At 69.8% G+C, this 12,893-nt stretch carries 15 protein-coding genes; 4 read left to right on the forward strand and 11 right to left on the reverse strand.

Annotated elements, in window-relative coordinates; translation table 11 throughout:
• Positions 1–2 precede the first annotated feature (2 nt).
• The 7 genes from ABZ951_RS09515 to ABZ951_RS09545 all read right to left on the reverse strand — a co-directional run bounded on the left by ABZ951_RS09515 (position 3) and on the right by ABZ951_RS09545 (position 5,364).
• Positions 3–536 (reverse strand): NUDIX hydrolase, encoded by a 534-nt coding sequence (locus ABZ951_RS09515; protein ID WP_344087233.1) that lies wholly within the window; start codon positions 534–536, stop codon positions 3–5.
• 162 nt (positions 537–698) lie between these two features.
• Positions 699–2,033, reverse strand: coding sequence for a dicarboxylate/amino acid:cation symporter (locus ABZ951_RS09520; protein WP_344087230.1), 1,335 nt, complete (start codon positions 2,031–2,033; stop codon positions 699–701).
• A 140-nt stretch (positions 2,034–2,173) separates the two neighbouring features.
• Entirely contained in the window at positions 2,174–2,278 is a 105-nt protein-coding gene (locus ABZ951_RS09525) for a putative leader peptide (protein ID WP_344087227.1), read from the reverse strand.
• 195 nt (positions 2,279–2,473) lie between these two features.
• Positions 2,474–2,764, reverse strand: a complete 291-nt coding sequence (locus ABZ951_RS09530) for a DUF4229 domain-containing protein (RefSeq protein WP_344087224.1) — start codon at positions 2,762–2,764, stop codon at positions 2,474–2,476.
• 67 nt (positions 2,765–2,831) lie between these two features.
• On the reverse strand, positions 2,832–3,359 hold the full coding sequence (locus ABZ951_RS09535) for a GNAT family N-acetyltransferase (protein ID WP_344087221.1): 528 nt from the start codon (positions 3,357–3,359) through the stop codon (positions 2,832–2,834).
• 128 nt (positions 3,360–3,487) lie between these two features.
• Complete coding sequence (gene mqnE / locus ABZ951_RS09540; protein WP_344087218.1) at positions 3,488–4,651, reverse strand: aminofutalosine synthase MqnE; 1,164 nt, start codon at positions 4,649–4,651, stop codon at positions 3,488–3,490.
• Between the two features lie 257 nt (positions 4,652–4,908).
• Positions 4,909–5,364 (reverse strand): Lrp/AsnC family transcriptional regulator, encoded by a 456-nt coding sequence (locus ABZ951_RS09545; protein WP_344087215.1) that lies wholly within the window; start codon positions 5,362–5,364, stop codon positions 4,909–4,911.
• Positions 5,365–5,496: 132 nt separating this feature from the next.
• Between ABZ951_RS09545 and ABZ951_RS09550 the strand changes: the two genes are divergently transcribed.
• Positions 5,497–5,640, forward strand: a complete 144-nt coding sequence (locus ABZ951_RS09550) for a hypothetical protein (RefSeq protein ID WP_344087212.1) — start codon at positions 5,497–5,499, stop codon at positions 5,638–5,640.
• Between the two features lie 3 nt (positions 5,641–5,643).
• Here ABZ951_RS09550 and ABZ951_RS09555 read toward each other — a convergent pair whose 3' ends face one another.
• Entirely contained in the window at positions 5,644–6,282 is a 639-nt protein-coding gene (locus ABZ951_RS09555; protein ID WP_344087208.1) for a UbiX family flavin prenyltransferase, read from the reverse strand.
• A 161-nt stretch (positions 6,283–6,443) separates the two neighbouring features.
• On the opposite strand from ABZ951_RS09555, the gene ABZ951_RS09560 reads away from it, so the two are divergent.
• Positions 6,444–7,625 (forward strand): hypothetical protein, encoded by a 1,182-nt coding sequence (locus ABZ951_RS09560; RefSeq protein WP_344087205.1) that lies wholly within the window; start codon positions 6,444–6,446, stop codon positions 7,623–7,625.
• A gap of 73 nt (positions 7,626–7,698) precedes the next feature.
• Here ABZ951_RS09560 and mqnP read toward each other — a convergent pair whose 3' ends face one another.
• Both mqnP and ABZ951_RS09570 read right to left on the reverse strand, forming a co-directional pair.
• The gene (gene mqnP / locus ABZ951_RS09565; protein WP_344087202.1) at positions 7,699–8,619 is read right to left on the reverse strand and encodes a menaquinone biosynthesis prenyltransferase MqnP; all 921 of its coding nucleotides are present in this window, start codon (positions 8,617–8,619) and stop codon (positions 7,699–7,701) included.
• A 76-nt stretch (positions 8,620–8,695) separates the two neighbouring features.
• Positions 8,696–10,147, reverse strand: coding sequence for a menaquinone biosynthesis decarboxylase (locus ABZ951_RS09570; protein ID WP_344087199.1), 1,452 nt, complete (start codon positions 10,145–10,147; stop codon positions 8,696–8,698).
• Positions 10,148–10,235: 88 nt separating this feature from the next.
• Between ABZ951_RS09570 and ABZ951_RS09575 the strand changes: the two genes are divergently transcribed.
• Positions 10,236–10,568, forward strand: coding sequence for a PLD nuclease N-terminal domain-containing protein (locus tag ABZ951_RS09575; protein ID WP_344087196.1), 333 nt, complete (start codon positions 10,236–10,238; stop codon positions 10,566–10,568).
• Positions 10,569–10,776: 208 nt separating this feature from the next.
• A complete protein-coding gene (locus tag ABZ951_RS09580; RefSeq protein WP_344087193.1) occupies positions 10,777–12,216 on the forward strand; it encodes a phosphocholine-specific phospholipase C in 1,440 nt (479 codons plus the stop codon).
• Positions 12,217–12,320: 104 nt separating this feature from the next.
• On the opposite strand, the gene ABZ951_RS09585 is transcribed toward ABZ951_RS09580, so the two are convergent.
• Positions 12,321–12,845, reverse strand: a complete 525-nt coding sequence (locus ABZ951_RS09585; protein ID WP_344087190.1) for an SRPBCC domain-containing protein — start codon at positions 12,843–12,845, stop codon at positions 12,321–12,323.
• Positions 12,846–12,893 lie beyond the last annotated feature (48 nt).

Here is a 12,893-nt window from a genome sequence, read left to right on the forward strand (position 1 = left end):
CCTCAGCGAATCGATTCGTCCATCAGCACGTAGAGAACTCCGACGAGAGAGCCGCTACTGACGATCTCTCGCCGGTCGATCATGTCGCGCACGCGGTCCAAGGGAATCCACTCGATCCGATCGGACTCGTTCTTCTCCGTCGGCGGGCCGATGTGTGTGGCGCCATCGGCTCGGAACACGTAGTGCTGAGAGTCCGTGATCCCGTTCGCGGGCTCCGCGTATATCAACGGCTTCATGGCGCCCGCCCGCCAGCCGGTCTCTTCCTCGACCTCACGAGCAGCAGCCTCCTCCGGAGACTCACCTTCTTCGATCAACCCCATGGGCAGTTCCCACGCCCACTTGTCCGTGATGAAACGATGGCGCCACATCATCAAGATCTCGCGCCGCTCGTTGACCACAGCCGCCACGGCCAGGTGGCGGAGCCGCACGACATGGTGTTCCCAACGCCGCCCGTCCGGCTGCTCAACGTCGATAAGACACAGGTTCACCCATTGGTTGGTGTAGATCTTTCGCTCGCCATGGGTCTTCCAGTGCATGTGAGTTGCCCCTCTCGCAAACAGCTTCCAGCATCCCAGAAGCCGCGCTACACCGAGCAGCCAGCACACCAACTGCGCTGGTCAACTACCACTACGCCAAGCCGCCCACGCACAGCGCCCCCGGTCTCCGCGAGGAGACCGGGGGCGCTGTGGAACGTTCCGCTAGGCCGCAGCCGCAACCGCCTGCGGCTCGGCGTTCAGCTTCGAGCCGTCGGCCGTGGCGTACGCCTCGCGGTCGAGGATCTTCTCCCGCGACGCGACGATGATCGGAACCACCGACTGGCCGGCGACGTTCGTCGCAGTCCGCATCATGTCCACGATCGGGTCGATGGCCAGCAGCAGGCCCACGCCCGCCATCGGCAGGCCCAGCGTCGACAGCGTCAGGGTCAGCATCACCGTCGCACCGGTCAGACCGGCCGTCGCGGCCGAGCCGATGACGGAGACGAAGGCGATCAGGATGTAGTCCCGGATGCCCAGGTCCACGTCGAAGACCTGCGCCACGAAGATCGCGGCGATCGCCGGGTAGATCGAGGCGCAGCCGTCCATCTTGGTCGTCGAGCCGAACGGCACCGCGAAGCTCGCGTACTCCTTGGGCACGCCCAGGCGCTCGGTGACCTTCTGGGTCAGCGGCATGGTGCCCACGGAGGAGCGGGAGACGAAGGCCAGCTGGATGGCGGGCCAGGCGCCCTTGAAGAACTGCAGCGGGCTGACCTTGGCGACGGTGGCGAGCAGCAGCGGGTAGACGCCGAACATCACGATGGCGCAGCCGACGTAGATGTCCGCGGTGAACGTCGCGTACTTGCTGACCAGGTTCCAGCCGTAGGTGGCGATGGCCGTGCCGACCAGGCCCAGGCTGCCCAGCGGGGCGAGCCGGATGACCCACCACAGGACCTTCTGGAGCAGCTCCAGCGCGGACTGGCTGAGGTCGAGGACCGGCTTGGCCTTGTCGCCGACCTGGAGGATGGCGATGCCCGCGGCGGCGGCCATGAAGACGATCTGCAGGACGTTCAGCTCGGTGAACGGCGTGATGACGTCGGTCGGGATGATGCCGGTCAGGAAGTCCAGCCACGAGCCGTGCTTCTTGGGCTCCTTGCCGTCGGCCGCGGTGAGGCCGGTGCCGGCGCCGGGGTTGGTGAGCAGGCCGATCGCGAGGCCGATGACGACCGCGATCAGCGACGTGATCATGAACCAGAGCAGGGTGCGGGTGGCGAGCCGGGCCGCGTTGGAGACGTTCCGCAGATTGGTGATCGACACCATGATCGCGAAGAACACCAGCGGGGCGATGACGACCATCAGCAGCTGGACGAAGAGCGTGCCGATCTTGTCGAGGGTGACCTCCAGCCAGTGGATGTCACCGCTCTTGGCCGCCCAGCCCAGCAGGGCGCCGAGGACGAGACCGAGCAGGATCTGGGCCCAGAAGGGGACCTTGGGCAGGCGCCCGAATATGGACGTCTTGGGGGACGTGGGCGTCGATGACGACGTGGGTGTCGATGACAACGGATACTCCGGGGACTGGGGGTACCCACGGCACCGGGCCGGGGGAAGTCAGGTAAGGGGCGGGACGCGCCAGGGAGGTCCGTACTCACCCGGGTGCGACCGGGAGGTACCCCCGAGGATCTGGCCGCGGGAGGCATACGTCAGCGGCAGCGACAGGCCGCGGACGTACAGCGGCAGAGATCGACGTGCAGGCGCGCCACGAGCGCGGGGCTCGCGGGGTATCGGTGCGCTGCTGCTGTCTTCATGTCGAATACGTTAACACTGCAACTTTGGGGAACTCAAAGCTCTACTTTGAGTTCCGGGCCCGAAGGGGCGCCGCGGCAGGGGTGGGACACGCGAACGCCCCGCCACAGAGCGGCTGCTCCGGGGCGGGGCGTCGGGCGATGTGAGGAGACTTACACCCGGTACAGGGTGTTCCGTCCCTTTATCGAAGGGACGGCTCAGGCCACCCCGTCCTCCTGGCCGGTGTTGGCGGCCATCCGCTCCTTCGCGCGGTCCACGCGCGCGACGATCTGCTCGGACATCGCGTCGCGCTGCTTGCGCAGCAGGACCCAGCTGAGCGGAGCGGAGATGACGAGCGCGAGCAGGATCATCCAGACGAGGTTCGAGCCGCGCGCGGCGATCGGGACGGCGCCCGCCCAGCAGAGCCCGTAGACGACACCGAAGCAGACGATGAGCAGGCCGACGCGCAGAGCGGTGTAGCGGAGCGAGGCGAACTTCTGGCTACTCACGGACGGGACCTTCTTCTCAACGACAACCGAAAGGGTCGCTCTCCAGTCAAGCACGGACCGGAGTGGATCAGACCAGCGGGAGCCACATCGTAATGTCGTCGCGGTCGTCACCGGCCGCGACACGGATGCCGGCGGGCACCCGTCCGGTCTCCTTGAAGCCGCAGCGGGCGTAGAAGTCCTCGGTGCCCATGCCGCCGCGCACACCGAGCCGCAGCGCCTCGAAGCCCTGCTCGCGGGCCATGCCGATGGTCTCGCGCAGCATGCGCCGGCCGTGCCCGCCGCCCTGGAGCTCCGGGTGGATCATGACGGCGACCACGGTGCACCAGTGCCGCATGAGGGAGTGCGCGTTGAACTGGAGGAACGCGGTGCCCACCAGCCGCCCCTCCGGCCCCCCTTCGCACACGGCCAGCATCCGCGACCGGCCGGCGAGCACGTCCTCGATCTGCCGCTCGGCGACGGGCCGCACCTCGTCGGCGGTCACGGGCGGGACGAAGCCGACGGCGCCGCCGGCCTGTGACACCTCCAGCCAGAGGCGGTGCAGCGCGTCGCGCAGGGCCGGGGTCAGTTCGGGGTCACGGACGTGCGTAAGGGTCATGACCGCCATGCAAGCATTACCCACCGCTCCGGCGCAACGAAAAAACCCCGGCGGTGAACCTGGCCGGACCAGGTTCACCGCCGGGGCTTCCCCGCAGCGCGGGAGAGCAGCAAGAAGATCGGCAGAGATCAGAGGCGCATCGGCTGCGGGGACTCGCGCAGCGAGGCGTCCGGGCCGGGGTACTCGCGGATGACCTCGTAGCGGGTGTTGCGCTCCACCGGGCGGAAGCCCGCCTCGCGGATGAGGTCGAGCAGGTCCTCACGGCCGAGCTTGTTGGGCGTGCCGTAGTTGTCCGCGTCGTGCGTGATCTTGTACTCGACGACCGAGCCGTCCATGTCGTCCGCGCCGTGCTGGAGCGCGAGCTGCGCGGTCTGGACGCCGTGCATCACCCAGAACACCTTGACGTGCTGGACGTTGTCGAAGAGCAGCCGCGAGACCGCGAAGGTCTTCAGCGCCTCGGCGCCCGTCGCCATCGAGGTCCGCGCCTGGAGGCGGTTGCGGACCTTGCCGTCCTTCATGTCCACGAAGTCGTGCTGGTAGCGCAGCGGGATGAAGACGTGGAAGCCGCCGGTCTCGTCCTGCAGCTCGCGCAGGCGCAGCACGTGGTCCACGCGGTGGCGCGGCTCCTCGATGTGCCCGTAGAGCATCGTGCACGGGCCCTTGAGGCCCTTGGAGTGCGCGAGGCGGTGGATGCGCGACCAGTCCTCCCAGTGGGTGTCGTGGTCGACGATGTGCTGCCGGACCTCCCAGTCGAAGATCTCGGCGCCACCGCCGGTCAGCGACTCCAGGCCGGCGTCGATCAGCTCGTCGAGGATCTCCGAGGCGGGCATGCCGGAGATCTTCTCGAAGTGCTGGATCTCGGTGGCCGTGAACGCCTTCAGGGAGACGTTCGGCAGGGCCTCCTTGAGCGCCTTCAGCGAGCGGGGGTAGTAGCGCCACGGCAGCGTCGGGTGCAGGCCGTTGACGATGTGCAGCTCGGTGAGGTTCTCGTTCTCCATCGCCTTGGCGAGGCGGACGGCCTCCTCGATGCGCATGGTGTACGCGTCCTTCTCGCCCGGCTTGCGCTGGAACGAGCAGTACGCGCACGACGCCGTGCACACGTTGGTCATGTTGAGGTGGCGGTTGACGTTGAAGTGGACGACGTCGCCGTTCTTGCGCGTCCGCACCTCGTGGGCGAGCCCGCCCAGCCACGCCAGGTCGTCGGACTCGTAGAGGGCGATGCCGTCCTCGCGGGTCAGCCGCTCCCCGGCGTGGACCTTCTCCTCCAGCTCACGCTTGAGCCCAGCGTCCATTGCGTCCGCCTCTCCCATACATCCGCTTCTGCAACCTTGTCGAGCCTACTCCCCCACTTTTCGGGCGGGAGGGGCGCCCATGCCCTACGGCTCCGCCGCCGGGGCCTGTCCGACGGGGCCTGCCCGACGGGACTTCGGCTGCGGCCCGCCGTTGCCGCCTGCGGCGGCGGGCGCCCTGCGGGCGCGTCCTCAATCGCCGGACGGGCTGACAACGACTGAGCCCAGCCACATCAGCCCCCGTGATCCGCCGGACGGCCCTACGCCTCCTCCGGCAGCTCCCCGACGCGGTTCTCCCACTTGGTGGAGAGCACGATCGTGGTGCGGGTCCTGGCCACGCCCTTGGTGCCCGAGAGCCGGCGGATGGTCCGCTCCAGGCCGTCCACGTCGCCGACGCGCACCTTGAGCATGTAGGAGTCGTCGCCCGCGATGAACCAGCAGTCCTCGATCTCCGCCAGGTCGCGCAGCCGGCGCGCCACGTCCTCGTGGTCGGCGGCGTCCGAGAGCTGGATGCCGATCAGCGCCGTGACGCCGAGGCCGAGCGAGGCCGCGTCGACGGTCGCCCGGTATCCGGTGATCACACCGGCCGCCTCCAGGCGGTTGATCCGGTCCGTAACGCTCGGCCCGGAGAGGCCGACGAGCCTGCCCAGCTCCGCGTACGAGGCCCGGCCGTTCTCCCGGAGGGCCTGGATGAGCTGCCTGTCCACCGCGTCCATAACCTGGCACCTTTCAATAATCAGCGAACTCGCCGCTTTGTATGTAGAATCTAAGGCATACAGGGGTTTACGACCTGTGAATCTCTCGACAGATCCCTAGATCAGCGACGATCCTTCAGGAGTGATCTTCCCGTGTACACGATCGAGATGGCCTACGCCCGTATGCGCGAGCTGCAGGACCTGGCCAACCGCTCGCGTGCCCACCGGCCCGCCTCGGCCGAGCGCACCACCCAGGCCAAGCCGGCCCGGGCCGCCGCGCGCGCCGAGAAGCGCTAGCCCTCACCCCGGGGAGCGTGCTTCACCCAGCTCCCCCTTCCACCGGCGGTAGAGCTGGTGCGGCACACCGGCCGCGTCCAGCACCCGCCCCGCGACGAAGTCCACGAGATCCTGGATGTGCGTCGCACCCGCGTAGAACGCCGGAGAGGCGGGCAGCACCACGGCGCCCGCCTCGTCCAGCGCCACCAGCTGCTTCAGCGTCTGACCGCTCAGCGGCGTCTCCCGCACGGCGACGACCAGCGGCCGCCGCTCCTTGAGCGTCACGCTCGCCACCCGCTGCAGCAGGTCCTTCGACAGCCCCAGCGCCACCCCGGCCACGCACGCCGTGCTCGCCGGGACGATCAGCATCCCCTTCACCGGGTACGAGCCGGAGGACGGCCCGGCCGCGAGGTCACCGGCCGCCCAGTACCGGACGTCCGCGAGGTCCGCCTCGAAGTGCGGCTTGCCGTCCGCGCCCAGGGCCAGCCACGCCCGCAGGTCCTCCTGCCAGTGCGCGTCCCGGAACCCGATCCCGGTCTCGTCCAGCAGCGTCAGCCGCGACGCCCGGCTGACCACCAGGTCCACGGCCTCCCCGGCAGCCAGCAACCCCCGCACCACGGCGGCGGCGTACGGTGTCCCGGACGCGCCAGAGACCCCGACCACCCAGGGGCGGCGTTCCTGACCTCGCGTCGCATGTGCGGCTGTCTCTCGGTACGGCTCCACAGCCCGAGCCTAGCCGCAGCCGCCGGACCCGATTTCCCGGCCGCCATGGGGGTGTCCGGAGAGGAAAGTCCTTTGACATGATTATTCGTCCTGGATTTCAGTTGCGATCGACCACCGACCAGTCACACGGGGAGCACACCATTCACCGCAAGCGCAAGGCCCTTGCCGCACTCGGCTGCGTCGCCCTCATCGGCTCCGCCTCCGTAGCCTGCGACTCCGACGACAACACCAGCCCGGACGCGAAGGTCAAGGGCGCGTTCGAACGGCTCGGCAAGCAGAAGTCGCTCTCCGCCGAGGTCGGTTTCGACGCGAGCGCGGACAAGATATTCACCGCCATGAAGGACCAGGACGACTTCGACCGCGGCGACGCCGACCTGCTCGCGAGCCTGCGCCTGTCCTACGGCGTCAGCTACGGCAAGCCGCTCAAGGACGTCGGCAAGGACGACGAGGGCGGCCAGGGCTCCTTCAAGCTGACGAAGAAGGGCGCCCCGCTGGTCGAGGTCCGGACGCTCGGCGCGCGCAAGCTCTACGCCCGTGGTGACGTCAAGGCCCTCGCCGAGCTCGCCGACCAGGGCGAGAAGGCGGAGAAGCGCGCCAAGGGCGGCAAGAGCTCCGACGGCCCCTCCTTCGACGAGCTCGCCAAGAAGGCCGACGAGCTGCCGTCCTCCATGGACTCCGTCAAGAGCGCCTTCAAGGGCGAGTGGGTCCTCCTCGACCCCAAGTCCTTCGAGGAGTTCGGCCCGGCCGCCAAGCAGAAGAAGAAGGACGGCGAGCTCGACACGAAGACCCAGAAGCAGGTCCTCGACGCCCTGGAGAAGGCCCTGCTGAACAACGCGACCTACAAGGACGCGGGCCGCAAGAACGGCGCCGACCACGTCACGGTCACCGTCTCCCGGCAGAAGGCCGGCAAGGACCTCGCCGAGGGCCTGAAGCCGCTGACCAAGGCGCTCGGCGAGAAGGCTGGCAAGCTCTCGAAGCTGGAGAAGCAGCCCGACGAAAACCTGACCGTCGACGTCGCCGTCAAGAACGGCATGCTCTCCGGCGTGACCGTCGACCTCGGCCAGCTCGACAAGAAGATCAAGGGCGAGCTGCCGCTGACCCTTCTCGTCAAGGGCGGCGCGGGCAAGGTCAAGGCCCCGGAGGGGGCGAAGGAGCTCAAGCCGCAGGACCTCATGGGCGCGGCCATGCTCATGTTCCGCGACAAGCTCCCGGGCGGCGGCTCGGACAAGGGCCTGGGCCTGAGCGACGAGCCGGCCGGCTTCGACAGCGACATGGCGCTCTGACGTCCGCACCCACGCGAAAGGGGCGGCTCCACCGTGCGGTGGGGCCGCCCCTTTTTCCGGGGTACGGGCGGGGTCAGACCGTCAGGCCCCGCACCAGCAGGTCCAGCAGGGCGCACCCGAAAAGGGCTATGCCGATGAACCCGTTGACCGTGAAGAACGCCCGGTTCAGCCGGGACAGGTCGTGCGGGCGGACGATCGTGTGCTCGTAGACGAACGCCACCGTCACCACCACCAGGCCGGCCCAGAAGAACACCCCGGCGTCCGTGGCCAGGGCGTACCAGACCAGCAGGGCCGTGGTCACCACGTGGCACGCCCGCGCGCCGTGCAGCGCGGCGGGGACGCCGAAGCGGGCCGGGACGGACTTCACGCCCTCCGCGCGGTCCGCCAGCACGTCCTGGCAGCCGAAGATCAGGTCGAAGCCGCCGATCCACACCCCGACCGCCAGGCCGAGGATCACCGCGTCCCACGACCACTCACCGGTGATCGCCAGCCAGGCGCCGACCGGGCCGATGGCCTGGGCGAGGCCGAGGATCGCGTGCGGGAAGTGGGTGAACCGCTTCCCGTACGGATAGACCACCATCGGAACCACGGCGAGCGGCGCGAGCGCCAGACAGAGCGGGTTGAGCAGCGCGGCCGCGCCCAGGAAGAAGAAGACGGCGATCAGCGCGCCCGTCCAGGCCGACCGCACGGAGACGGCGCCGGTGACCAGCTCGCGGCCGGCGGTGCGCGGGTTACGGGCGTCGATCTCTCGGTCGATGATGCGGTTGCAGGCCATCGCGAACGTCCGCAGGCCCACCATCGCGACGGTCACCAGGAGCAGCCGCGTCCAGTGGATGTTCTCGTCCCACTGGTACATCGCGGTGAGGGAGGCGATGTAGGCGAAGGGCAGCGCGAAGATCGAGTGCTCGATGAGCACGAGGCGCAGGAAGGCCTTCACCTTGCCGCTGGACGGGGCGGGGCCGGGGCTGAGAACCCCTTCGGCGGCGGAGGTCACAGCCCGTACTCCGGTTCATCCCCGCAGGGGCGGGGAGACCCCGGCCGCGCACCTTCCACCATCATCGGCATACGGCTCACAGCCCGTACTCCTTCCAGCGCTTCGTCACACGTTCGGATGTCTCCGGGTCCGACTCGACCATGTGCGGCCAGCCGCCGTCGCGGGTGTAGCCCTCCTCGGGCCACTTCGCCGTCGCGTCGATGCCCGCCTTGCCGCCCCAGAACTGCTGGTACGAGGCGTGGTCGAGGTGGTCGACCGGGCCCTCGACGACGGTGAGGTCGCGGGCGTAGTCGGTGTTGCCCAGCGCCCGCCAGGACACTTCGTGCAGGTCGTGCACGTCGCAGTCCGCGTCGACCACGATGATCAGCTTGGTCAGCGACATCATGTGGGCGCCCCAGACGGCGTGCATGACCTTCTGGGCGTGCTTGGGGTACTTCTTGTCGATCGAGACGATCGCGCAGTTGTGGAAGCCGCCCGACTCCGGCAGGTGGTAGTCCACGATGTCCGGAATGATGATCTTCAGCAGGGGCAGGAAGAACCGCTCCGTGGCCCGGCCGAGCGGCCCGTCCTCGGTGGGCGGCCGGCCCACGACGATGGACTGGAGCAGCGGGCGCCTGCGCATCGTGACGCAGTCGATCGTGAGAGCGGGGAACGGTTCCTGCGGGGTGTAGAAGCCGGTGTGGTCGCCGAAGGGGCCCTCCGGCAGCATCTCGCCGGGCTCCAGCCAGCCCTCGATGACGACCTCGGCGTTGGCCGGCACCTGGAGCGGGACGGTCTTGCAGTCGACCATCTCGACCCGCTTGCCGGAGACGAAGCCGGCGAAGAGGTACTCGTCGATGTCGCCGGGCAGCGGGGCGGTCGAGGCGTAGGTGACGGCGGGCGGGCAGCCGAAGGCGATGGCGACGGGCAGCTTCTCGCCGCGCTTGGCCGCCACCTGGTAGTGGTTGCGGCTGTCCTTGTGGATCTGCCAGTGCATCCCGATGGTGCGCTTGTCGTGGCGCTGGAGCCGGTAGAGGCCGAGGTTGCGCACGCCCGTCTCGGGGTGCTTGGTGTGGGTGAGGCCCAGGTTGAAGAACGAGCCGCCGTCCTCGGGCCAGGTGAAGAGCGCGGGCAGCTGGTCGAGGTCGACGCCGTCGCCGGTCAGGACCACTTCCTGGACCGGGGCGTCCTTGACCTTGCGCGGTGGCACGTGCGCCATCGCACCCAGCTTGCCGAACGCCTCGCGCATCCCGACGAAGCCCTGCGGCAGCTCGGGCTTGAGCAGCCCGCCGATCTTGTCGCTGATCTCGTCGTAGGACGTCAGGCCGAGCGCCTTGAGCAGCCGGCGGTCGGTGCCGAAGACGTTCATGGCGAGCGGCATGGCCGCGCCCTTGACGTTCTCGAAGAGGAGCGCGGGGCCGCCGGCCTTGTTGACCCGGTCGGTGATCTCGCCGATTTCCAGGTACGGGTCGACTTCGGCCTTGATGCGCTTGAGGTCGCCGTCGCGCTCCAGCGCCCGGAGGAACGAGCGGAGATCGTCATAAGCCATGCGTTCCAGTATCAAGCACGCACTACCCTGGACCCGTCACGGGGGCCGCCCAGCGGTCCGCACCACCGCTCACCGGGAGCCCGCCACCATGCTCAGGATCCTGCCCTTCCTGCTGATCCTGGCCTTGTGGATCTACACGTTCGTCGACTGTCTGAACACCCCGGAGAAAGAGGTCCGGGGCCTGCCGAAGATCGCCTGGGTGCTGATCATCCTGCTCTTCGGCGAGGTGCTGCTCGGGCCGGTCGCCTGGCTGCTCGCCGGCCGGCCGCGCGGCGGGGCCGGTCCGCGCCCGTACGGGCGCCGCGGCGGCGGGGGCCGCGGGTGGGTCGCGCCGGACGACAACCCCGAGTTCCTGAAGTCGCTGAAGCCGGACGAGAAGAAGGACGACGGCCCCCCGGGCGACACGCCGCCCGCGGGCTGACGCCGGACGGCGCAGCGAGGCTTCCCTCGATCGGGTGAGGCGCGCCGGGCCGGTCGACGGCCGCGGCGCCCAACGGGCGCCTCTCCAGCGGTAGTTGACACGCCGCTCACCCGCCCCCTCCTGCCCTCGGTACGGGCGTGCCGGGAGTGTCCCTCGGGTCACACTGTGGCTCACGCGGCTCCAGGGACACCAGAGAGAGGGGCATGCCATGCCCGACATGACCCGGCGCAGACTGCTCGGCTCCGCGGCGGGCGCGGTCGGCGGCGCCGCGGCGCTGTCCGTGCTGTCGGCGCTGCCGCCCAGCGTGCGGCGTGCCGTCGCGGCCGGACCGGCCCGGGCCGGCTCGCTGAGCGACATCAAGCACGTGGTGCTGCTGATGCAGGAGAACCGGTCCTTCGACCACTATTTCGGCACGCTCAAGGGCGTGCGCGGCTTCGCCGACCCGGACGCCCTCACCCTGCCCGGCGGCCGGAGCGTCTTCCACCAGCCGGACGCGAAGAACCCGGCCGGCCACCTGCTGCCGTTCCACCTGGACACCCGGCGCACCAGCGCCCAGGCGATCCCCTCCACGAGCCACGCCTGGGCGGTGCAGCACGAGGCGTGGAACGGCGGGAAGATGGACCGCTGGCTGCCCGCGCACCGCAAGGCGGACGGGGCGAACGGGCCCTACGTGATGGGGTACCACACCCGGGAGGACATCCCCTTCCAGTTCGCGCTGGCCGAGGCGTTCACGGTCTGCGACCACTACTTCTGCTCGGTCCTGGGCCCCACCTGGCCCAACCGGCTCTACTGGATGACGGGCACCATCGACCCCTCCGGCGCCCGGGGCGGACCGGTCATCGACAACACCGCCCCCAAGCCCTACCGCTGGACCACCTACGCGGAGCGGCTGCAGTCGGCGGGCGTCAGCTGGCGCGTCTACCAGCAGCAGGACAACTACGGGTGCAACATGCTGGAGCAGTTCCAGTCCTTCAAGAACGCGAAGCCGGGCGAGCCGCTGTACGAGCGCGGCATGCGGCGGCTGCCCGAGGGGACCTTCGAGGACGACGCCCGCAACGACCGGCTGCCGGCCGTCTCCTGGATCATCCCCACGGCGGCCCAGTCGGAGCACCCGCGGTACCTGCCGGCCGCGGGCGCGGCCTACGTCGCGAAGAAGATCGAGGCCATCGCCGACAACCCCGCGGTGTGGCGCAAGACCGCGTTCATCCTGAACTACGACGAGAACGACGGCCTCTTCGACCACGTGCCGCCGCCGGTGCCGCCCGCGGGCACGGCGGACGAGTTCGTGGGGGGCCTGCCGATCGGCGGGGGGTTCCGGGTCCCGTGCGTCGTGGTGTCGCCGTGGACGGTGGGCGGCTGGGCCGCCGGGGAGGCGTTCGACCACACGTCGGTGCTGCGGTTCCTGGAGCGCTGGACGGGGGTGAAGGAGCCCAACATCAGCGACTGGCGGCGGTCCGCCTTCGGCGATCTGACCTCGGCGTTCGGCTTCGCGGACCCGCCGGTGGCGGCCCCGCCGAAGCTGCCCGCCGACACCGCGGAGCGGCTGGAGCGGGCCAAGAAGGACGTGGCGAGGCTGCCCAAGCCGACCCTGCCGGGCGCCCGGCAGGATCCGCCGCACCAGGAGAAGGGCACCCGGCCCCGCCGCTGAGCGCCGGGCTGGAGAGGGGCGCAGAGCGCTCCGCTGGAATGGGGTGCTTCAGCCGCGGGTGTGTGGTGGCTGGTCGCGCGGTTCCCCGCGCCCCTTCGGGGCGCTCAGGCCGGGCCGGAGGGCCTGAGCTCGTACTCCTCCCGCAGCTCCCGCCAGCGGTCCAGCGTCCACGCCGACCAGTTCGCGGGGCGGCCGGCGAGGGCCTCGCGGAGGTACTCGAAGTGGTGGTGCCAGCCCGCCAGGCAGTCCAGGCGCACGGCGTCGGTGCCCGTCACCTCGTTGGTGAAGTGCAGCAGGGTGCCGCCGCCCGCGGCCGGTTCGAGGGCGAACCGGATGCGGCCGTGGATGTCGACGGTGTACTCCGCGGTGCGCGGCGGCTCCCAGGCGGTGATCCGGCCGGGGGCGACGGTCGCGTGGCCCCTGGGGTCGGTGTTGAGCCAGCGGAGGGTCACCGCGCCCTCCGGGCGGGCCTCGAAGGGGTCCGCGGCGGCCAGCCAGGCCGGGAGGACCTCGGGGGTGGCGACGGCCGCCCACACCTCCTCCACGGGGTACGGCAGGGACAGCTCGAAGCGGAGGGTGTGGGTATCGCCCTGGGTCTCGGACGTTCCGTGGGGATCGGGAGTCGCCATGGGAACAGCTCTACCACCACGGCCCGCGTCCCGCGCCTCGGAAGGCGG

Source organism: Streptomyces sp. NPDC046215 (assembly GCF_040646215.1).
In the GTDB taxonomy this organism is placed as follows: Bacteria; Actinomycetota; Actinomycetes; order Streptomycetales; family Streptomycetaceae; genus Streptomyces; species Streptomyces stramineus.